Source organism: Psychrobacter sp. 2Y5 (assembly GCF_051847375.1).
GTDB lineage: Bacteria > Pseudomonadota > Gammaproteobacteria > Pseudomonadales > Moraxellaceae > Psychrobacter.
Map to the genome: position 1 here is coordinate 232,021 of NZ_JBPYDA010000003.1, position 20,680 is coordinate 252,700.

20 protein-coding genes are annotated in these 20,680 nt (G+C 43.8%); 10 read left to right on the plus strand and 10 right to left on the minus strand.

Going from position 1 to position 20,680, the window contains the following annotated elements:
- Positions 1 to 371: 371 nt before the first annotated feature.
- From ACS8E3_RS04660 to pilG, 3 genes are all read right to left on the minus strand, one after another.
- A complete protein-coding gene (locus ACS8E3_RS04660) occupies positions 372 to 902 on the minus strand; it encodes a chemotaxis protein CheW (RefSeq protein WP_439241730.1) in 531 nt (176 codons plus the stop codon).
- 3 nt (positions 903 to 905) lie between these two features.
- A complete protein-coding gene (locus ACS8E3_RS04665; RefSeq protein ID WP_025644774.1) occupies positions 906 to 1,268 on the minus strand; it encodes a response regulator in 363 nt (120 codons plus the stop codon).
- A 91-nt stretch (positions 1,269 to 1,359) separates the two neighbouring features.
- Complete coding sequence (gene pilG / locus ACS8E3_RS04670; protein ID WP_025644776.1) at positions 1,360 to 1,737, minus strand: twitching motility response regulator PilG; 378 nt, start codon at positions 1,735 to 1,737, stop codon at positions 1,360 to 1,362.
- Between the two features lie 402 nt (positions 1,738 to 2,139).
- Here pilG and ACS8E3_RS04675 point away from each other — a divergent pair, with 402 nt between their 5' ends.
- From ACS8E3_RS04675 to ACS8E3_RS04700, 6 genes are all read left to right on the plus strand, one after another.
- The gene (locus ACS8E3_RS04675) at positions 2,140 to 3,393 is read left to right on the plus strand and encodes an efflux RND transporter periplasmic adaptor subunit (RefSeq protein ID WP_439241733.1); all 1,254 of its coding nucleotides are present in this window, start codon (positions 2,140 to 2,142) and stop codon (positions 3,391 to 3,393) included.
- A gap of 386 nt (positions 3,394 to 3,779) precedes the next feature.
- Positions 3,780 to 4,499: a response regulator transcription factor gene (locus ACS8E3_RS04680; protein ID WP_439241735.1), complete on the plus strand. Its 720-nt coding sequence runs from the start codon at positions 3,780 to 3,782 to the stop codon at positions 4,497 to 4,499.
- Between the two features lie 81 nt (positions 4,500 to 4,580).
- Positions 4,581 to 6,692, plus strand: coding sequence for a sensor histidine kinase (locus ACS8E3_RS04685; protein ID WP_439241737.1), 2,112 nt, complete (start codon positions 4,581 to 4,583; stop codon positions 6,690 to 6,692).
- Positions 6,693 to 6,955: 263 nt separating this feature from the next.
- Positions 6,956 to 7,726, plus strand: a complete 771-nt coding sequence (locus ACS8E3_RS04690; RefSeq protein ID WP_439241739.1) for a methionine ABC transporter ATP-binding protein — start codon at positions 6,956 to 6,958, stop codon at positions 7,724 to 7,726.
- A 30-nt stretch (positions 7,727 to 7,756) separates the two neighbouring features.
- Positions 7,757 to 8,443 carry a methionine ABC transporter permease gene (locus ACS8E3_RS04695; RefSeq protein ID WP_439241741.1) on the plus strand — a complete coding sequence of 229 codons (687 nt, stop codon included), beginning with the start codon at positions 7,757 to 7,759 and terminating at the stop codon, positions 8,441 to 8,443.
- 303 nt (positions 8,444 to 8,746) lie between these two features.
- Positions 8,747 to 9,703, plus strand: a complete 957-nt coding sequence (locus ACS8E3_RS04700) for a MetQ/NlpA family ABC transporter substrate-binding protein (RefSeq protein ID WP_439241743.1) — start codon at positions 8,747 to 8,749, stop codon at positions 9,701 to 9,703.
- 98 nt (positions 9,704 to 9,801) lie between these two features.
- On the opposite strand, the gene ACS8E3_RS04705 is transcribed toward ACS8E3_RS04700, so the two are convergent.
- Together ACS8E3_RS04705 and ACS8E3_RS04710 are read right to left on the minus strand one after the other, a co-directional pair.
- Positions 9,802 to 11,058, minus strand: coding sequence for an amidohydrolase family protein (locus ACS8E3_RS04705; RefSeq protein WP_439241746.1), 1,257 nt, complete (start codon positions 11,056 to 11,058; stop codon positions 9,802 to 9,804).
- 56 nt (positions 11,059 to 11,114) lie between these two features.
- The gene (locus ACS8E3_RS04710) at positions 11,115 to 12,329 is read right to left on the minus strand and encodes an MFS transporter (RefSeq protein WP_439241748.1); all 1,215 of its coding nucleotides are present in this window, start codon (positions 12,327 to 12,329) and stop codon (positions 11,115 to 11,117) included.
- 367 nt (positions 12,330 to 12,696) lie between these two features.
- On the opposite strand from ACS8E3_RS04710, the gene ACS8E3_RS04715 reads away from it, so the two are divergent.
- Entirely contained in the window at positions 12,697 to 13,545 is an 849-nt protein-coding gene (locus ACS8E3_RS04715; RefSeq protein ID WP_439241750.1) for an aldo/keto reductase, read from the plus strand.
- Positions 13,546 to 13,667: 122 nt separating this feature from the next.
- Here the strand turns inward: ACS8E3_RS04715 and ccmE are convergent, their stop codons facing one another.
- The 5 genes from ccmE to ccmA all read right to left on the minus strand — a co-directional run bounded on the left by ccmE (position 13,668) and on the right by ccmA (position 17,426).
- Entirely contained in the window at positions 13,668 to 14,168 is a 501-nt protein-coding gene (ccmE, locus tag ACS8E3_RS04720) for a cytochrome c maturation protein CcmE (RefSeq protein WP_439241752.1), read from the minus strand.
- A gap of 231 nt (positions 14,169 to 14,399) precedes the next feature.
- Positions 14,400 to 14,609 carry a heme exporter protein CcmD gene (gene ccmD / locus ACS8E3_RS04725; RefSeq protein WP_439241754.1) on the minus strand — a complete coding sequence of 70 codons (210 nt, stop codon included), beginning with the start codon at positions 14,607 to 14,609 and terminating at the stop codon, positions 14,400 to 14,402.
- 214 nt (positions 14,610 to 14,823) lie between these two features.
- The gene (gene ccmC / locus ACS8E3_RS04730) at positions 14,824 to 15,612 is read right to left on the minus strand and encodes a heme ABC transporter permease CcmC (RefSeq protein WP_439241756.1); all 789 of its coding nucleotides are present in this window, start codon (positions 15,610 to 15,612) and stop codon (positions 14,824 to 14,826) included.
- A gap of 246 nt (positions 15,613 to 15,858) precedes the next feature.
- Entirely contained in the window at positions 15,859 to 16,617 is a 759-nt protein-coding gene (locus ACS8E3_RS04735; RefSeq protein WP_439241758.1) for a heme exporter protein CcmB, read from the minus strand.
- 104 nt (positions 16,618 to 16,721) lie between these two features.
- Entirely contained in the window at positions 16,722 to 17,426 is a 705-nt protein-coding gene (ccmA, locus tag ACS8E3_RS04740; RefSeq protein ID WP_439241760.1) for a heme ABC exporter ATP-binding protein CcmA, read from the minus strand.
- 223 nt (positions 17,427 to 17,649) lie between these two features.
- On the opposite strand from ccmA, the gene ACS8E3_RS04745 reads away from it, so the two are divergent.
- The 3 genes from ACS8E3_RS04745 to ACS8E3_RS04755 all read left to right on the plus strand — a co-directional run bounded on the left by ACS8E3_RS04745 (position 17,650) and on the right by ACS8E3_RS04755 (position 20,674).
- Positions 17,650 to 18,762, plus strand: a complete 1,113-nt coding sequence (locus tag ACS8E3_RS04745; protein WP_439241762.1) for a hypothetical protein — start codon at positions 17,650 to 17,652, stop codon at positions 18,760 to 18,762.
- Between the two features lie 83 nt (positions 18,763 to 18,845).
- Positions 18,846 to 19,628 (plus strand): YbjN domain-containing protein, encoded by a 783-nt coding sequence (locus ACS8E3_RS04750; RefSeq protein ID WP_439241764.1) that lies wholly within the window; start codon positions 18,846 to 18,848, stop codon positions 19,626 to 19,628.
- 125 nt (positions 19,629 to 19,753) lie between these two features.
- Complete coding sequence (locus ACS8E3_RS04755) at positions 19,754 to 20,674, plus strand: histone deacetylase family protein (protein ID WP_439241766.1); 921 nt, start codon at positions 19,754 to 19,756, stop codon at positions 20,672 to 20,674.
- Positions 20,675 to 20,680: the final 6 nt, after the last annotated feature.

Genomic DNA, 20,680 nt, shown 5'->3' on the forward strand with positions numbered 1-20,680 from the left:
AAATATAATAGCAGGCAAAGATATCAGCTGATTAAAATCGTTCACATATTGGCTGATCGACGCAAGTGAGCTGATCAGCCATATCAAACAGGCCACACTCACTAAAGCAAAAACGGCTAATACAACTCTCCACCTGCTTGCAGCATCTTTTACAGCTGGTGTTTGGTTACTGGCACCAGTACTAGGACTTTTTATAACATCACTCATCGTGCTTATTCCTTTCAAACAGTGGTCTAAGTTATATCATGACTGAATTGATTAATTGTGCGTGCTGGGTCTACTCTTTGCTTTATTTATCTAGCGGTTATCATAACGAGCGTACTCAAAAAACTACAGTCGCAAGCGTTGATTGCCAAGGCTTGAGACAGAACTTATATAGCGGCGTCTATATAGCGCTTATCTTGCGCCAGTAAGCTTGGCATAAAGACAAACCAATCTTCTTCATCTTTGTGAAACTTACCATGGTTATAAGGCGCGAAAGCCGAATCACTAGGTAGGGCTTCAGGGCGATATTGATCTTGGGTGAACTGCTCAATGCCTAAGACTTTGTCGACAATGAGTCCTGAAAACACCGTATGATGATCGATGACCAATACCTTTCTTGAGCTGTCTTGGGCTGAGGTGCTCGGTGTCTGTAAGAACTTCGCTAAATCCGTCAGTGGCAACAATCGGCCACGTACATTAGCAATACCCAGCAGCCAAGGCTGAACTAACGGCATACTCGTATACTCGGGCATAGTCAGTATCTCCGCCACCTCGCCTAGAGGCGCAACTAGACGTTGGCCACTACTCTCAAAGACTACTCCGCGCCAGTCGTAGTCTTTTCTACCCTGACGACCGCTACTGCGCGCATTAGCCAAATCAGCCAGACGCAAAAGCTCAATAAACCCTCTAGAAGCCACAACTTACTCCATAACTTTACGAATAATGCGCATAAGCTCAAGCTCGTTGATAGGCTTGGTCAGATACTCAGTAGCGCCTTGACGCTTACCCCATACTCTGTCTGTTTCTTGACTTTTGGTGCTGATAATTACCACTGGGATGTGCTTGGTAGTACGATCGCGAGTGATTTTACGAGTGGCTTGAAAACCATTCATTTCAGGCATGACTACGTCCATCAAAATCACATCTGGTACATGCTCGGTAGCCATCTGATAGCCTTCGATACCATTGGTAGCCTCTATAACCTGAAAGTTATTTTTAGCCAATATATCGCGAAATTTTGCCATCTCAGACGGCGAGTCATCAATGACTAAAACAGTGGTCATGATTGTTTCCTTTGTATTAAGTATCCGTAGGATCTGTTATAAAAATATGCCAAAACGAGTAGCGAGTATAATCTATAAAACCCAAAAGCAATTAGCGATAATGACTGATAGCCTCAAATAGCTCGTCTTTACTAAAGGGCTTCGTCAAATACTCATCAGAGCCAACAATACGCCCGCGAGCTTTATCAAATAACCCATCTTTGGATGACAGCATAATGACAGGCTTATCGGCATAATTAGGATTATTTTTTATCAAAGCACAAGTCTGATAACCATCTAAGCGTGGCATCATAATATCGACAAAGATAATATCCGGATTGTTATCTACAATTTTTGCTAACGCATCAAAGCCATCAATAGCGGTAATTACCTCGCAGCCTGCTTTTTTTAATAAGGTCTCTGCGGTACGGCGCATGGTTTTTGAATCATCAATCACCATGACGGTTAGCCCTTCAAAATTACTATCCATTCTCACTATCCTATAAACTTTAAATTTACTATCCATAGCTAAGGTACTATAGAAGGTACTATAAATAGCTAATATTTTGCCCTATTATGCTTCTACTATTATCTACTTTGTTATTTTGTTTATAATTAGAGCAATATCAGTCGCATAACATCTAAAATTCATCCAAAAATCAACTATTGCAATATGACGGTAACCTAACAGCATTACTATAATCGTGTAAGATAAGTTACCTATATAAGACGAAAGTTATAATTATTTTAATAATATACTAAACAAAGTATTAACAATACAAGATTGATTTGCAATTAATAAAACCGCTCAAGTCACTTTTTAGACACTTTACCCTAAAATATGGTTATATATTCCTTCTAACTTAGCTATTTGCTGTCCACGGTGACTGATATGATACGTTTTTTTTATAACAAAAATACTGCTTTATTCATCGGTGTATTGTTACTGACAGCATGCCAACCACCTGAAGATACGAGTCAATCTGCGATAGCGCAAGGTGAGACGGTGACTAAGGACGCAGATTTATCTTTCATCATCAGCGACGATACCGTTACGTTATCCTCTGATAGCATCTTAAACCTCAAATCTTCACGCTATCAGCCAAGTCTCGGCCTACAAGGTGAGATAGAACCTATCAGGCAGTCGCAATTTGTCACTGCCAAAGCAGTCACCGTACAAAAAGTGCTGGTTCAACAAGGGCAGTGGGTAGAAGAAGGTTCGCCATTGTTCATCTTAGAAGCGCAGGCTAGCAATGAAGATAAAACTGCTAATGGTGCAGAGTCATTGTCACATAATAAAAAAGCTGAGAAGCAAGCTGATGATATTGCAAGTAATAATATAAACGACAGTGCCAATGAAAATATAAATGACAATACGAGCCGCGAGACCGCAAGTAGCGATAGCGCTGACAACCAGCAGGCACAGAGTATTGAGCAAGCCGCTAAGCAGACCAACCCACAATCCGCCCTAAAAACACAATCAGAATCACAACTAGACACACAGACCCAGACAAAAGCGCCAGACACCACTATTATTGTTCGGGCCAGTTTTTCTGGACGAGTGAATAAGCTGCCTGTGGCTAGTGGCGATAAGCTTGCAGCCGGTACGGCGCTTTTATTTTTAGCGGATGATACTCATTTGCAGTTCATTGCAACCCTACCTATTCAGGCTGAACCGCAGCTTTCTGTCGGTCAGACCGTCAACTTCAGTACTGACAATAATGCCAAAAAAGCTACCGGCCAAATCAGCAAGCTTAGCGTTGGCGATAACCCGAACCAACTAAAAGTTCATGTGCAAGTATTAAAGAACGATGCCAGCCGCGAAGGTAGTCTTAAAGTAGGTACGATTGCTACAGGTCGCGTTAATTATGGTCAAATAGCGGTAGGTACTATTGTGCCTGAGCTCGCCATACATGATGCTGATCTGAGCGCTTTAAAACGCCCTCCTTATCAGCCGTTAGTGCCGCTTACCGCAAACGTTTGGATTATCAAACAAGATCAGCGCTTGACTCGCCAACCTATCGAGATCATCGAATATAACCCAGATACAGAGCAATACCTGATTGCTGGAGTCAATAACGACAGTCTGATCTGCTTGGCTGATTTACCCGTTGAGTCAGCAGGTAAAAAAGTAGTTATCTCTTAACGTGTAACTACAGCATAATTGTCCTGCGCTATCTTTTTTAACGCAGCTTCGTTTATGTAGGTTTAATACTTTGTTACTTTAGTTCTACTACGGTCTTAAATAGCGTCTAAATTCCTAAATAGACAGTTACATTGTGTAGAAATATTAACAAAGCGCGTCTTGTTTGCTTAGGTGCTTTTTTGGCAAACTGATGACTAAATACAAAGATTGAGCACAAAAGATTAAGCGCAAAGTAACTTATCTCAAAATAGCGCTCACTTTAAAAGGCACTAAAAAAAGATATCGAAAAGCTCAATATAAATAATAATGACGTAGCCCTTATAAAATAGTACTTATTAAGATGATGGCAACTATCTATCACCGGAAGTATTTTTAGGAGATGAACCATGAGTAAACAGATTTTATTAATAGAAGATGATCCAGATTTGGCTGAACTTATCAGCGACTATTTAACGATGAACTATTATGACGTTCATCATGCTGGTCTTGGTCAAGAAGGCTTAGATATTTTAGACACCAAAGAGCGCGACATTGATCTGGTCGTGCTTGATCTTATGCTACCGGACATGGATGGTATGCAAGTCTGTCAGAAGATTCGCGGTAATAATAGTATGACCAATAAGGTACCTATTATTATGCTGACTGCAAAAGGTGATACGACCGACCGCGTGTTAGGGCTAGAGATGGGCGCGGATGATTATATTGCTAAGCCGTTCGAACCCCGTGAGCTATTAGCTCGTATTCGCGCAGTGATTCGTCGCCATGAGCAACCAAACCAAGCAGATAGCCAATCAGATAGTTTGACCTTTGGCCGTTTGAGCGTCTTTCCCGATAGTCATGAAGTCACTATCGACGACCAGCCAGTACGCTTGACAACACATCAGTTCCAATTATTGCATTATTTTGCCACTCATTCAGGCAAGGTATTAAATCGTGAGCAGCTCTGGCAAGCGATGCCTAACGATGATAGCTCAGATAATATTGATCGTGCCATCGATGTGCATATCTCGCGCCTGCGAGCTTTGATCGAAGACAATCCACGCCAGCCCAAACGCATTATTACTGTGCGCGGCGTTGGCTATCAATTTGCCACTGATCAGGTATGATAGTGCTTAATATACTAGTATCTAGTATGCTAATGCCTATACGTCTATGACACATATGCGCCTGATAGTAGAGACTCTTTGATGCAGCAGCTCGGTTTTCGTTCTGTTTTTGCCAAGTTATTTGCCAGTGTTATGCTGGCACTTATCTTGTTTGCAGTCGCTATGGTGCTTTTGACGCAGCTGGTACACGATAAAGATGCGGGTATCCGCTCAGAAGTTTTAGCGACGCAAATCCTGGGGCAGATAGATCCTTTTTTAAATGATTTAAACATCGCTGTCAGTAAGGATAATCGTCTGCAAGCTCGCTTTATGCTAGCGGTCGTCAAAAAAAGCTTCGATATCTTTGATGAGTCCTTACAGGCGAAGATGGGCTTATATGACAACGAAGGTCATCTGCTGATGCAGACCGACAATAGCGATTTGCCGTTACTACTGCCTGACGAGCCCTCTTTGATGACTCGCGTTTTCCCCTCCTTTTCTGATACTCCGCCTAATCAGCAAGCGCAAGTCTACAGCAGTACAGGCTATACCTTATTATATGAGTCTCGTTTACCGCCAAAAAAACCAGTACTCTCCGCCGTCCTTAATCTCTTTACAGGAACGCTGCTACTACTTTTGATTATGGCTGGTGTTCTTTGGTGGATTGCCCGGACAATGACTTGGCGAATCAATCAGTTAAGTCAGCAAATGATTCAGTTGGGTGACGGCGACTTTAGCGTACGGGTCAATGCTCGCGGCAATGATGAGATTGCTTCTCTGGCTCATGGCTTCAATCAGGCGGCGCAAAAGATTGAGCATCTTATCGATGCCAATAATTTACTATTAGCGCATGCTTCACATGAGCTGCGCACCCCTATTACCCGTATTCGTTTGCAGATCGAAATGATGGATATGCTAGCGAACGTTATGCCTCCAGACACCAAAAAGAAGTTTGACAAACGCGCGCAAGCTATCAATCGCGACCTATCGGGCCTTAATGATTTGGTTGAGAGCATCTTATTGGTCAGTCGCTTGGACGCCGGTCACGTGCTGCAGCAAGTTGAGCGTCTAGATTTGTATGACTTGATCAATCAGGAGCGCCAACATTATTCTGAAGCCACTTTGATTGGTGAACACCTAATCATCGATGGTCAATCGGCGATGCTGACTCATTTGATCCGCAATCTACTAAATAATGCGATGCTACACGGCGTCCCTCCTGTTACTGTCTTTCTGTATGGCGTACAGCAGATTGAAGAAGCGGGCAATGTACCTGATTATCTGCTGCAATCAGTACTCAATAGTAGCTTTGCTGATCATGATAATTTGGAGTATAAGGATTATGAGACGTTAGACACTAACAATCAGCCCTTAAGTAATGAGCTCGATCTGTTTATGAGCTCGCCTGTTGAAGACCATACTTTTAATAATACAGCAGAGGGACAAAATGCGGCAGCACCTCTGCCACCGATTTATCGTAACGGTGAGAGTATCAGTATTAATCCGGCCAGTGATGATGAGCAGTCTATAGACCTTAATAGGGTCGCTGATATAAGCACTAATGTAACCACTAACGAAGCAACAGACCCCTTAACGCAAAGCCTCAAACAAACATCAGCACTAACCCATTCGTCTGCTACAGCTAACGTTTATACTACTCGCTACCCTATGCTCACAGCCGAGCGGATAGATAGTATTAAAAAAGAGATTTGGCAAGCTATTCCTACGCAGTTCTCTGCTAGCAATCTCATGAAGCTTACCGCTGACTCTACTCATTCAGTCACTAACGATAGCTCTGCAAAAAAGGCTAATGATAAGACAGACGTAAAAGCAGACGCTGACGAGCGTAAGAGCGAAACGACGATAGCACCAAAGAAAGAAGGCTTATTCAAAAAGCATCTCAAAAAAGCAAAAGCCGACCCTGTGCGCCCCGCTCCTAAATACGCTGTTCTTGCAGTAATTGACGAGGGCTCGGGTATCCCTGAAGACAAGCGCGAAGAAATCTTTAGCCCCTTTGTGCGCTTACAACAAAAGAAAAAAGGCTCAGGCTTAGGGTTATCGCTAGTTTCACAAATCGTCACCGCGCATCAAGGCCACATTCTAACGGATACGATTAATGGGCATACTCGCTTCTTGGTCGTGATACCGGTCAAGCATGATCCGCATTATAGTTATAAAGAAAGCCAAAGCGTACAACCTAACTCTAATCGCTGATTGGCAGATCTAATGTCAGTTTGTGAGATTCGTCTACCTTAAACATCCAAAACCGCTGCCGTTTTATTGTGGGCTTAACAGCGCTTACCTATTCTTATCTTGTTTGACCTTGTCGCTCATCTGAATTATTCACTCTATTTCTACTGCTCGATTGACAATTGCCTGTGCCATATTACTCAATAATATGCTATATTACCGCCCCTTATTCTATCGTTAACGCTAGTCCTTATTTACTTTATTCTCTATCAAATTTTGAGCATTCCATGAGTGACATGATCGTCCTAAATGATGTGACCAAAAGCTTTATGAGCGATCGCTCCATAAAAGGAGCAGATGGTAAGGCGCATTGGTTTACCGCTGTTAAGCCGACCTCTTTGACGGTCAAACAAGGTGAGATATTCGGTCTCATGGGCTATTCAGGCGCGGGTAAATCGACCTTATTACGTCTAATCAATATGTTAGAGCGTCCCGATAACGGGCAAGTCATCATCGATGGTACGGACTTGACCACCTTGACAGCTAGCGACTTACGCATCGCGCGTCATAACATCGGTATGATCTTTCAGCAGTTCAATCTGATGTCGAATCGCACGGTCTTTGACAATGTGGCGTTTAATTTGACCGTATCAGGCTACCCTAGTCGTGATATTCACAAACGCGTCATGGAATGCTTAGAGATTGTCGATCTCACAGACCGCGTCAGCCACTACCCCGCGCAGCTCTCCGGCGGTCAAAAGCAGCGCGTAGGTATCGCCCGCGCTATCGCCCCGAGTCCCAAAGTATTACTTGCCGATGAGCCTACCAGTGCGCTCGACCCTGCAACTACCCGTAGCTTACTCACCTGTCTGCGTGATATCAATCAGCAGCTTGGGGTGACTATTGTTATTGTTACCCATGAAATGAGCGTCATTCGTAGATTGTGTGATCGCGCCGCCCTACTGCACGAGGGGCAGTTACTTGAAGTTGCCCAAGTCCAAGATGGTCTAATTCAAGCCACCACTCCGATAGGCCAAGGCTTAGTCCACGAAGATTAGAGATAACCTGATAAGGCAAGAGAAATAGATATGTTGACTGGTGCTGAATTATCCGCCTCGATTGATAAGTTGCTGGCTCTAAAAAAAGAGATCTGGCAGGCTACCCTCGATACTTTTATCATGCTCGGTATCTCTACTACCGCTGCGGTAACTATTGGTGGTCTATTCGGGATATTTTTATTTTTATCTAGTGACCGGCAGTTTTTACAAAACAAAGTGCTCTACGCTGTGCTTGGCGGCGTCACAAACTTTATGCGCGCCTTTCCTTTCGTGATTTTGATGATCGCGATGAGTCCTTTTACTAAAGCTATCGTCGGTACAGGTATCGGTCCGATTGCCGCCTCCTTAGTGCTTGCTATTGCCGGCTCCTTTTATTTTGCGCGCTTGGTCGAACAAAACCTGCGCGAAGTCCCGCGTGGTATCATTGAGGCCACTGAATCAATGGGCGCCCGCCCCTTCACCATCATAAAAGTACTACTCAATGAGGCACGCTCAGGGTTAGTGCTGTCGGTGACTATCCTATGTATCAGCCTGCTATCATACTCGGCAGCGGCTGGTATGATTGGCGGTGGCGGTTTGGGCGACTTAGCTATTCGTTACGGTTACTATCGTTATCAGACTGAAGTTATGGTGTTTATTGTCATTATGCTCTCTGTGATGGTCATCTCCATTCAAGCTTTTGGTAACTGGCTCGCGACACGTTTAGATAAGCGTTAGTCTCAGACTTTATTGTCAAGACGCTATTGTTAGCGCTGGTTTTGATGCTGATACCGATAGAATGGACTTATCGACTCTCACTGCTTAATATGAGCTTATGAATATTACTCCACTTTTGATGCAGATTACTCATAAGCAAAAGGCTTGACTTTATACGGTACTAAAGTTACTTTTGTGCTCTTTTTATTCGCATGTTATTTAGCAGCATTTCCTTGTTGTGAATCTCCAACAGACTCTAATCGTTCTTTTTAATGGCTGATTGCTAAGCCGTGACCCCTAATGCATTTTTATTAAGGATAATTTATGAAATTAACAGATATCAGCCGCCAATTAGCGCTTGGACTTGCCACTGTCGGTGTCTCGGGCTTAGTATTAGTCGGCTGTAATAACTCATCAGCGCCAGAAGCGACTAAAGAAGCACCGACTAACGAGACTGCAGCGGCAACCGACATCGACCCTGAACACAGCAAAATTGTCATCGGTACCACCGAAGGTGACTTTGCAGACATGGTGCGCAACCAAGTCAAAGGTTCGCTAGAAGAGCAAGGTTATGAAGTTGAGCTGATTACCTTTACTGACTATGTCCGTCCTAACTTAGCCTTGGCTGATGGCGACTTAGATATCAATATCTTCCAGCACAAGCCTTATCTCGATACCTTTAAGACTGAAAACAACTTAGATTTGGTAGAAGTCTTCCAGGTACCAACTGCACCGCTAGGGATTTACTCAGGTAAAAAGAGTGATCTGCAAGAAGCTTATAAAGGCATGAGCGTCTCAGCGCCAAACGATCCGAGCAACTTCGCTCGTGCGCTAGTAATGATGGATGATCTGGGCTGGATTACTTTAAAGGATAATATCGACCCGCTAACCGCAGCCAAAACAGATATCGCTGACAATAGCAAATATGATATCGATATCATTGAATTAGAAGCGGCGCAGCTGCCACGCGCGCGTGATGAAGTGGACTTCGCGGTTATCAATGGCAACTATGCGACCGATGCCGGTATCGAATTGACTGAAGCTTTATTCCAAGAACCAAGCTTTAACTATGTCAATTGGTCAGCGATCAAATCAGCCGACGTCGATAAGAAATGGGTTAAAGATGTCACTAACGCTTATAACTCTGCAGCTTTCAAAAAATACGCGCATGACACCTTCCCTGGTTATAAATATCCAAAAATCTGGGATGCAAATAGTAACGAAGTTACCGCTACTGCTGGTACTGCGTCTGCTACTGGTGAAGTTGCAGTAGCTGAATAAACCGATTTGAGTATAAAAGCTTTATCATAAAGACGCCCCTTATTTAGGTAAGGGGCGTTTTTTAGTTTAAAGACAGCATGTAGTCATGTCGCTTATCACTACTTAGTCGCTCGATACATATCCAACTCAATCTCATAACTAGGTTCGGGTTTTTTGAACAGATATTGACCGTTACGAACAGAGGCTAGCACATCAGCGCGTTGGCGCACCGCCTCAAACGGTGTATCAGCATCTAACACTAAGAAGTTCGCGGCGCGGCCGACTTCTAAACCATACTCCTTTTCGATGTTCAAAGTCTTTGCACCATTAAAGGTAATAAAGTCCAAGCAGACATCCAACTGCGGCAGTGACATGGTTTGCGCCAAATGAATACCGTTATCCAAGATATTCATCATATTACCATTACCCGCTGGATACCAAGGGTCGTTTATAGAGTCTTGGCCAAAGGAGATATTAATACCATTTTCCCAAAATTCTTTCACTCGCGTGAGACCACGGCGCTTAGGATAAGTATCTTGGCGACCTTGTAGATAAGCGTTCTCAGTAGGCAACGCAATAAAGTTCATACCTGATTGCTCAAACAGTCCCATCATCCGAAACGCATAAGCATCATCAGCAGAGCCAAAGGAACAAGTATGACTCGCGGCCGTACGCGCACCGATATCTTCTATCATCACTAAAGCATTCAATAGCTGGACGTGACGACTCATGGGATCGTCGGTCTCATCACAGTGTACGTCGATAAGCTTGTCATATTTCAGCGCTAATTCGACGGTTTTACGCACCGAATCCTGCCCAAACTCATATGCCCACTCAAAATGCGGAATACCGCCGACACAGTCCGCGCCTATCTTCAGCGCCTCTTCCATCAGCTCAACCGCGCCTTTATAGGCATACATGCCTTCTTGCGGGAACGCCACAATCTGAATGGTGACCTTGTCTTTGAGTTCTTCACGCAGCTCTAGCATGGCTTTGAGTCCGGTGAGGTCAGGGTCGCAAATATCGATATGGGTCCGTATATATTGCACGCCTTTGGAGACTTCTTCTTGAATACCTTTTAGCATACGCTGTTTGGCATCTTCAAAAGACTGGGTTTTTTTGACATCGTGCCAACGCGCGATACCTTCAAACAAGGTACCAGATGCGTTCTTCGCATCATCGCCGCCGCCCGTGTAGACATAGTCTAGATGTAGATGCGAATCGACGTAGGGCGGTACAATCAAGCGACCTTTTAGGTCAATCTCTTCCTCGGCACTAGGCAAATTCTTACCCATCTGCTGGATGATACCGTCTTTAACTAGGATTTCATTGGCATCTTCATTGCGATAAATATTAGCGTTAGTAAATTTAATCATAACAAACTCCTATTATTGATTTATAAGTAATTAAACAAGTCATTAACTAAGCTCTTTTAAACAGTAGGGGCATCTAAAGTTCTCTTAGATATGAAAGTAATGATTATCGCAGGGATAAAACAAAGAATAGACAAATAGACAATACCGAAGACCCCAGTCTCTGGCATATTGACTAAAATCAATCCCGCTAGCCACGTGGCAATCATAATCGAGAAGTTGAACACACTAGACTGTACTGAAGTAGCAACGGCTTTAGCTTCGGTAACCTGATGACTGACTGCCGTTTGAAACATAGTTACTAGCGGACCAAACGCCAGCCCCCACAATAAAAAAGCAATATGTGCAAAACCATTAGCGCCTCTAAAGAAGACAAATAGCAACATCGCTATAAGGCCGCCGCCCAACATTGAGACAATTAAACCACGCAAATGGGTATCGATGATTCGAGCCGATAATATTACTGAAATCACCGAACCGATACCGAAGATCAGCAGCGCAAGGCTAATACCGCCAGTAAAGGCTATCGTTTCTACCAAAAGCGTAATATACGTATAAGTACTATAATGGGCAACGACAGCCAAAAAGGTCAGCGCTAGCACAATCCAAACGCCAGGGATTTTCAACACCGCAAGCGGCGAGTTACTTTGGGTCAGCTTCTCACCCTTTACCGCTGGCAAAAACTTCATCGCCAGTAGGGCAATAAGGGCACCTAACCCACCAAGGACCAAGAACGACATGCGCCAGCCGACATGAGTACCGATAAAGGTCATAATCGGCAGTCCCAAACTGACGCCAAAAGTATTACCCGCCATGATGATAGTAATCGCTTTCCCATGCATGTTTTCGGGCACCAGCGCGGTACCGTAAGCGGCAATCATCGGCCACATGATACCAGCGCAGATCCCGCCCAAAATCCGCATGACAACGATAAGATAATAAGAGGACGTTAGCCCAACGACGATATTGGAAACTGCAAAACCTGCCAGTAGAACCATCAACAGGATTTTTCTATTGACCCATAAGGTGGCACTGATAAGCGGGATAGCAAATATCGCTGAGGCAAGCGCATAGATACCAACTAAAAAACCCACTTGCGTCTGTTCGATGCCTAATCCCGCGGTCATCTGCGGCAAAATACCTGACGGCATCAGCTCTGAGAGAATACCGATAAAGGTGACGCTCGCCATCAGCCCAAAGACAAACCACGAAATAGGCTTTTGCGCCATAGGTTCACCCGCTCCTATAGCGCTATCGGTTATAGCATCTGACATGATTACTCCTGACAATACTGTTTATAAACAGTATTTCTATACCTAGTATTTGCTGTTATTAGTAGTTGTTTAATATACGTTTTATTCTAAATTTTCTTTCATTCAACTATAGCATAAAGGGTATATATAAAACCTTTATCGCAGTAAGGATTTGTAAGCCAGTAAGACAGCGTCAAAATTTAGCGGACGTTACAAGCTGTTTGTGCTTTGTAGGAAAGCGTCACTTCCTCTTTTGCATTGAATAATTTTTCCTTATAGTAATTGAATGATTTTAAAGACTCCTAAACTTTCACTTACCTTCCACCCCACCTTTTAGCGCGCTTTTCTATAGCTAAAAACAGTAAATACAGATGATAAGGATAATAATATGAGCACAAAAAAATATAATATTCGCACAGCGGGTCAAGCCAACATTCCGGTATTAGGTTTGGGTACTTGGCAATCGACAGGTGATGACTGCGTTGAAGTCGTTAGCCAAGCGCTACAGATGGGCTATGAGCACATCGATACCGCGCAGGCTTATGGTAATGAGAAACAAGTCGGTCAAGGTATCAAGCAATCTGGCGTGGCTCGCGATAAATTCTTTTTGACCACTAAGATATTTCCAGATGATATGAAGTTTGAGCCTGAGAAATTAAAAGCTTCAGCACAGCGCTCGCTAAAAGACTTAGATACCGATTATGTGGACTTGTTGCTGCTACACTGGCCAGATGATCGCGTACCTTTATCCGAGACGATTCCTGCACTGTGTGAGCTGCAAAAGCAAGGCCTGACTCGTCATATTGGCGTTTCTAACTTCAACATTGCTAACATTATCGAAGCGAAAAAACACGCTGATGTGCCTATCGTAGTCAACCAAGTCGAGTTTCATCCGTTTATTAAGCAAAATACCTTACAGACCTTTTTAAACAACCACCATATTTTATTAGAAGCTTACTCGCCACTAGCGCGCGGCGATGTCTTCGATAATGAGGTGATTAAACAAATCGCTGATAAACATAATGTTACCCCAGCGCAAGTCTCATTAGCTTGGATACTCTCAGATAAGGATCGCGTCGCTATTCCCAAGACTTCCAACCCTGATCACTTACAAGGTAACTTAGACGCGACTGAGCTCGAACTAAGCGCTGATGAGCTAGAGCAAATCGGCAACTTGGCTCGTAGTGATGGCCGCAAAATCGAGCACCCTGATTATACGCCTGAATGGGACGACTGATTTTAAAGGGTGTTTCAGTAGGTTAATTACTTTTTAAAATAAAATCATTAAACGCAAAAAAGCCACCGATATAAGTATTGGTGGCTTTCTTATTTGAGCAATTAAATTTTTAACTGCCGTTTTTACTGCTGTAATGTTTCAGTTTTATGGATAGGTTCAGCAGGATTGTATTGTTCTGATGACGGCGTAACACTCGCACGGTTATTTTCTTTTAGCGATTTTGCGACCTCTGGTGCCATGTAGTTTTCATCGTGCTTAGCCAATACTTCGCCGGCGACAAAAGTTTCGCCTTGCATTTTACCAGTAGCAACCACTCCTGAGTTTTCAGCGAATAAGTCTGGCAAGATACCTTGATAGGTGACGGGTACTGTCGATTGGAAATCAGTAATAGCGAACTCAACATTCAAAGGATCACTAGCAGCTCGCTGTACGCTACCCGCAACCACCATGCCGCCAGCACGAATGCGCTTATCTTGCGGCGCCTCGCCTTGAGCAATCGCCGTTGCATCGAAATAGTAGTCCGTCTGCTGACCAATAGCATAGATGACGAGCACCACAGCGATAGCCGCACCTGCTAGCGTAAACATAACCCACATAAGCTTTTTACGTCGAACGGCGTTCATATCTTACCTCATTAAAAATGGCGCTTTTACCAACTTTAGATTTATCAGCTCAAAATGCTCAATAAAACCTTACAGTTTTTATATGGTAGCCTTTATCATACAAATCAATGACAGCTGTCATCATTAGGCAAAATGGTTCCGTCATTGTATTAATGGCAATAAAAACAGTAAGTTATCAGCGAACTAAAGGGTTTGAGTTAGCCTATTGAATAACCTCTGAGAAATAGAGGCTTAAGTTTTATGCTTAGGCGCTCTGCTGCTTCGCTGTGCTTGCCGCGCTTGTTGAATAGTCAATTGTTTCAGTAAAGTCTTTCTTTGAGCACGGCTATAGAGGATAAAGGCTAAAACAATACCTACCGTAATGGCCCAACAAGACCAGACAAAAACACCATGCTCACCCATAGCAAGAAATTCTGAGAGGCTATAAAAGTAAGGCTGCATTTGCTCTCCTATGACACAGTGAGTTCAATATAAAAAATACAGCGGGGCTAGAATGAATTTTTTGCAGCCGCTGTATGCGTAAGCACAGCACGCCAGAAAAATTCATGCCAGTTCCGCGTTGCAACATAACACATCTGTTTTATTTAGAATTAACTATACTTGTTAACCGCAATCTACCATAACGCTATGCTAAAACACTCAGAGCATTTTGGCATTATTTACGTTGGTTACGGATATATTCTTTCACCCAAGCTTTGCTTTGATCACGATTTAAGATCAGGGTGTTAGTCCGATAGATCGCAAGCGCTGCTACTAATAAATAGCTGCCAATCACCATTAGCAGCAATGGCAGCCACATATCTGCTGACATTTTTGGCGCTTCGGTCAGCGTAAAGGTCGCGCCTTGATGTAGCGTATTCCACCATTCAACTGAGTACTTAATAATAGGCAGATTTACCGCGCCAACGATGGATAAAATGGCGGCGGCTTTACCGCGATTAGGCGTATGCTCAAAAGCAGCAAATAACGCCATCACTCCTGCGTATAAAAACGCTAAAATTAGCATCGAGGTTAGACGCGCGTCCCACACCCAGTAAGTACCCCAAGTGGGTTTGGCCCAAATAGAGCCCGTTAACAAACTAATCACGCACAATAAAAACCCAAAAGGCGCTAGTGCCTGCGCCACTAAGCTAGCTGTTTTGATTTTCCATACCATAAAGATTACCCCTAATACGGCTAGGGCAAAATAGATGGAGATCGCAAGGCTGGCAGCGGGGACATGAATGAAGATAATCCGGTAGCTATTGCCTTGTAAATAATCAGGCGGCGCAAAAGCCAAACCCCAAATGCTGCCTACAGTCAGACAAATAGCTGCTAAAATACCAAGCCACTTCACCCAAGGTGCAAAGATACGAAAGAACTGCTTAGTCCCTACAGTAATCAAGAAACCTTGCCAGAGGCGCTGCCACACGTTTGGCGATGAGACATTGTTTAGGTTGGGCATGGAATAGACCTATTACACAGCAAGTGGATGAAGCATTCTAATGGTTTACTAATGAATATCAAAGCTAGCAACATTAAGCTGGTTATTATTGCTAACGTCTTGTTTATAGTCACTATTTGGTCAACTTATCACTACTAGGAAACCAACAATAACGAGTGCCTTCTATTATAGCAAAGTTGGCGCTTTTAACCACGTTGCAAACCCAAAGCTTAGGCTTTTACAAAGATAGTCGCTAAAGCGCGTTTTTTAATTCAGCCAAGACATCTTCAGCGTCATCGCAATCACCCAAGGCATCACCAGTACTGAGACAATGCTACCGGCTAATAATAAAGCCAAAATAGGTAACCCATTGAGACCGGTCGCAAACAAATCCACGGCGCCCGTCGCAAAAATCAACACCGGTAGCTGCATCGGCAGCGCAATCAGCGGCACTAGCACCGCGCCGTTTTTCAGCGATAAGGTTAAACTACTAGCAATCGCCGAGAGCATCAATAGCATCGGACTACCAACGATAATCGACGCCATCAAAATACCCGCCTCAAACCAGCTCAAACCAAATAGCGGTACAGCCAATAAACTCAGTAGCGCCACAATTCCACTACTAAAGATCCAATGAATGGTTAGGCGCATCAGTACCCATAACGGCAGTGAGGCTTTGGCGACTACTAATTGCGCGAGCGTGCCATTGTCGAGCGCGGGCTTAAATAACCCATCGATACCCATCACTAGCGACAATAAAGCGGCAATCCACACCGCTGAAACGCCTAAGCGTTGTAAGAGCTGCGGCTCGCTACCAACTGCCAACGGGAACAAAGTAATAATCACCAAAAACAGTACTAGCGGGTATAACCACTGTACCGCTCCTTGCTGCTTGACTTGCCATTCGCGCCGCCACAACTGAGTGAAGCTAATAGCAAGGGCAGCATAACTTATATCGCTAACATTAGCGCCGCTATTATTATTGATACGCTCACTATTTATATTTTGTATGTGGCTCTCCGTCATTCGTTACCCTTTCTAGCCGTTTATTTTATCTATATAGCATCATAGATTAAAGTAATCAGTGTCTAGCCTTGCTATTATTCAAAAACTGTCGCTACCTCAGACAATCACGGTATATCTAAATCCTCATAATCTGACCAATCAGGCTCTGTTATATCAGTATCTGATAAATCATACTCTGACAAATCAAGCATTTGATTGGCCACGCCGACCGCCTGATGACTGGTCATCACTATCGCCCCTCCTGCCGCGGCAAACGCTTGTAAGCGCTGCTGCATTCGCGCCACCATATCCACATCGAGCGCCGTAAAAGGCTCATCGAGTAGCCATAGCGGTGTGACTTCGGGTGTCAATAAATAGAGGCGGGCTAAAGTAATCCGCCGCGTCTGCCCAGCTGATAAATGGCTTGAGCTGACGGTCTCGAAACCTTGCAAGCCTACCCAAGCTAAAGCTTCGTCGATATCATCAAGACTTGGCGCTATACCATATAAATTAAGCAAAAAAGTCAGATTTTGTGCAACAGTAAGGTTGGGATGAATACCAAGTTGATGCGAGATATATAGCGGCTGTATAGGCAAACCGGCGCGGCCTTGATATTCAATCGTGCCAGTTAGCACAGGTAACAGTCCAGCCAGCTGCATAAGTAGTGTGGTTTTACCAGTACCGTTAGCACCAATGAGATGACAAATACCGCCAGCCGCTAACTGCAGATCGACGCCATTACACAAAGGCGTCTCACCGCGCTGCACAGTCACCTTATCGAGCGCTAGCACAGGCGACGTTTGAGTAGCAGAAAAAGATGACTCGCTCATCACAACCTCTTAGTTATTAATGTCTTGGCACAGCTTGAGACGCAAACTCGCAGCGGATTTAAAATATGCTCTAAGTACTTGTTATAAATAGTCCTCACCGACACTAACATTCACCAAAAACATCCGTTACCTTCATGTCATAATACGCTATGCTAATAAAACCACTGCAAACCTATAGTATAACAAATAGTCGAATCTCATAATTCTAAATATGGCTGTAAATATGACCGCAAATATCTCATCAAACACGACATCAGCAAAGCCTTCAAACCACTCTATGCCTAATACTTCACAAGACAATAAACCAAGCCATGATGTCAATAAAGAGCAGCTGCCCATCTCCTCATTGTATGAGCTAATAGAGGCGCAAATTGACTTTATGCAGCAGTGGCTCCTTCAGCAAGCTGAGCCACTGGCTAATGAAGCTTGGCAATGGCTCAGCGCCCAGCCGATGAGTCGATACCTAAGCTGCGAGGACTTGCAGCGTCTCATTAATGACTGGCTATTGAGTCAACCAATGACTGAGGTCATGCGCACGGATATTAGAACTATCCTGCAGACCGTTATTTATCATCCTGTTAATGATAATGTGCCGCTAGCTGATCTGGTGGATGAAACGCAAGTGCATACGCTAGCGAATTATATCGGCAGTCATCAGCAGCAGCGTAATGGGCTGATACACGCGCTCATCGGTAATGATACCTTTGCCGATCTGCTGACTCGAACCTTATACCACGCTATCAATGACTTTATGGAGAGCACCCTTGATAAAGCTGGCGGCGTCGGCAAGCTGATGAAAATGGGGCGCAGCTCTTTTGAAAAAGCCACCAATCGTAACTTAGACGAAAAACTACAAACTTACTTACATCGTAATATTAAGGACTTGACGAATAAAGCAGAAGCGAATGCCCAAGCGCATTTGTCCAACGACGAAGTCTCAAGGCTGCTAGTGATGGGCTGGGCCCGTATTAAAGATCAGCCAGTTAGCCAATTAAAAACCTACTTAAATAACGACCCTGATAATGGCAGTATTCATCATATCGAAGCCAGCGTGCAGCAAAGCTATAATCGTCTGCGGCTCTCGCCTTATCTGCGCAGTTTAGTCGCTGCTAGTGTCGAGACTTGGTATGATAACCACCAGGCCGACACTATCGCAGCCTTAGCCGCTAGCGTCAATATTGATGAGCTAGCCGTATTGAAACTCACTCCTACTCTACTGCCTATCATCAATGATGCCATCAATAGCGAATGGCTCAGCGTTCATATGCGGGATATGTTGCAAGCATTTTATAGACAGCCTAATATTCAACAGGCATTAGCAAAAAAAGACGAATAGTCGCTTATTTGCTATTATTTTACAAACGAGAAGATAATGGATTATCTCTGAATTAATTAGCTCAAACTTATAAGACGAAACCTATGGATAGTAAGTCTAAACTCAGCTTATGGCAAAAACTCAAACGGCTATTGACCAGTAGAGCGCCGCAAGACATCAGTTCTGCTGTCAATGTTAAAAATGCTGTTGATGCTGACACTATAAAGCCTGAAAGCTTAAACGCTGAACACAGTGTAAAGGATGATAATAATAAAAACGCCAACCGTGCAGCCGATAATGCCACCACTAGCAGGTCGGCCAAAATCTCTTTAAGCAAAGACTCTGTTACTGGTCCGAATCAGACGCCGATTATCGATTATTTGAAGCTCTATTTTCGTAGTAAACACTGGCATTATACTCACTACAAGCCAAGGATCTCGGACGCACAGCAGTCACATCATCTATCACTGCGCATGAGGAATCGTAAAATAGATTGCGGCTACTTATTTCGAGTACAAGAAAAAGAGGGTTTACTCGCGGTTTATGGGATTTTACCGTTTTTGATACCAGAGAGTCATCAAAGTGCGGCGATGTTACTGATTACCCAAATCAACTACGATATGATCGTTGGTAATTTGGAGATGGATGTGAATGATGGTGAAATACGCTACAAAAACGCGCTTGATGTCGAAGTATTAGGGCTCGATGACGATATTATCGAGCATTTACTACAAAGCGTTGTCGCTATGACCACTGTCGCTTATGAGGTGTTTAGTGACTTGCTGAATACGCAAGAGCCTAGCGAAGATATGCCCACCCTATTAGGTGAATTACGCGCGCAAGCGGATGCGCGTACTTTTTTCTTAGCTAGCAAAAAAATGCAATAGCAGCGCTACACAAAACTATGAAAACACTATTACTGCTAAATAAAAACAAACCAAAATCATCGACTGCTACTTTATTAGCTTATCCATTATACCCTTAAATAAACACCGTTATAAAAAGTTGAATTATGTTAAAAATAGCTTATTCCGAAGTTTTTCGTTATTCAGTGCCTGAAAGACACCGCTTCCCTATGCAAAAGTACACCATGATTCCTGAGCGTTTACTGCGTGAAGGTACGATTACTCCCGATAACTTCTTTGCGCCAAAACGGCTGACAGAAGCGGAGATTTTAACTACGCATACGTCGGAATATTGGCATAAGCTCAAGACTCAAACTTTGACTCGCAAAGAGGCGCGACCTATTGGCTTTGAGATGACGGAGGCTTTGGTCGATCGAGGTCGTCATATCGCGCATGCGACTTATGAGTGTGCATTGTATGCCCAACAGTATGGGGTGGCAATGAATGTCGCCGGCGGTACTCATCACGCTTTTGCTGACCATGGTGAGGGTTTTTGTGTGTTTAACGATGTCTGTATCGCCAGCAATTTACTACTAAATCGCGGACAGGCTAATAAAATACTCGTTATCGATTTGGACGTACATCAAGGCAATGGCAACGCCAGTATTATGGCGAATGAGCCTAGAGTCTTTATCTTTAGCATGCATGGCGCCAAAAACTACCCTTTTCGCAAGCAAGTCTCTGACTTAGATATTGAGTTCGATAACGATACCGGCGATGAAGAGTACTTGCAGGTATTAGAGCAGACTTTGCCGCGCCTGATAGCAGAAGTCGCCCCCGATATGATTTTTTATCAATCGGCGGTCGATATCTTAGCCACTGATAAGTTAGGCAAATTAGCCTTGACGCATGCGGGCTGCAAAGCGCGTGATGAGTATGTATTGCAGCAAGCAAAAGACGCCGATACCCCAGTCGCTATCGTTATGGGCGGCGGCTATTCAGAGGATATTGAGGATGTGGTTGAGGCGCACTGTAATACTTTTCGAGTAGCGCAGCGGCTTTATTTTGGTAAAACCGCTAACTCCTAGTTTTTT

Excerpts from the sequence above, each read along its gene's own strand:
- ACS8E3_RS04665 (WP_025644774.1), bottom strand. The coding sequence starts at position 1,268 with ATGACCACTGTTTTAGTCATTGATGACTCGCCGTCTGAGATGGCAAAA.
- pilG (WP_025644776.1), bottom strand. The coding sequence starts at position 1,737 with ATGGATAGTAATTTTGAAGGGCTAACCGTCATGGTGATTGATGATTCA.
- ACS8E3_RS04675 (WP_439241733.1), top strand. The coding sequence starts at position 2,140 with ATGATACGTTTTTTTTATAACAAAAATACTGCTTTATTCATCGGTGTA.
- ACS8E3_RS04680 (WP_439241735.1), top strand. The coding sequence starts at position 3,780 with ATGAGTAAACAGATTTTATTAATAGAAGATGATCCAGATTTGGCTGAA.
- ACS8E3_RS04685 (WP_439241737.1), top strand. The coding sequence starts at position 4,581 with ATGCAGCAGCTCGGTTTTCGTTCTGTTTTTGCCAAGTTATTTGCCAGT.
- ACS8E3_RS04690 (WP_439241739.1), top strand. The coding sequence starts at position 6,956 with ATGAGTGACATGATCGTCCTAAATGATGTGACCAAAAGCTTTATGAGC.
- ACS8E3_RS04695 (WP_439241741.1), top strand. The coding sequence starts at position 7,757 with ATGTTGACTGGTGCTGAATTATCCGCCTCGATTGATAAGTTGCTGGCT.
- ACS8E3_RS04700 (WP_439241743.1), top strand. The coding sequence starts at position 8,747 with ATGAAATTAACAGATATCAGCCGCCAATTAGCGCTTGGACTTGCCACT.
- ACS8E3_RS04705 (WP_439241746.1), bottom strand. The coding sequence starts at position 11,058 with ATGATTAAATTTACTAACGCTAATATTTATCGCAATGAAGATGCCAAT.
- ACS8E3_RS04710 (WP_439241748.1), bottom strand. The coding sequence starts at position 12,329 with ATGTCAGATGCTATAACCGATAGCGCTATAGGAGCGGGTGAACCTATG.
- ACS8E3_RS04715 (WP_439241750.1), top strand. The coding sequence starts at position 12,697 with ATGAGCACAAAAAAATATAATATTCGCACAGCGGGTCAAGCCAACATT.
- ccmE (WP_439241752.1), bottom strand. The coding sequence starts at position 14,168 with ATGAACGCCGTTCGACGTAAAAAGCTTATGTGGGTTATGTTTACGCTA.
- ccmD (WP_439241754.1), bottom strand. The coding sequence starts at position 14,609 with ATGCAGCCTTACTTTTATAGCCTCTCAGAATTTCTTGCTATGGGTGAG.
- ccmC (WP_439241756.1), bottom strand. The coding sequence starts at position 15,612 with ATGCCCAACCTAAACAATGTCTCATCGCCAAACGTGTGGCAGCGCCTC.
- ACS8E3_RS04735 (WP_439241758.1), bottom strand. The coding sequence starts at position 16,617 with ATGACGGAGAGCCACATACAAAATATAAATAGTGAGCGTATCAATAAT.
- ccmA (WP_439241760.1), bottom strand. The coding sequence starts at position 17,426 with ATGAGCGAGTCATCTTTTTCTGCTACTCAAACGTCGCCTGTGCTAGCG.
- ACS8E3_RS04745 (WP_439241762.1), top strand. The coding sequence starts at position 17,650 with ATGACCGCAAATATCTCATCAAACACGACATCAGCAAAGCCTTCAAAC.
- ACS8E3_RS04750 (WP_439241764.1), top strand. The coding sequence starts at position 18,846 with ATGGATAGTAAGTCTAAACTCAGCTTATGGCAAAAACTCAAACGGCTA.
- ACS8E3_RS04755 (WP_439241766.1), top strand. The coding sequence starts at position 19,754 with ATGTTAAAAATAGCTTATTCCGAAGTTTTTCGTTATTCAGTGCCTGAA.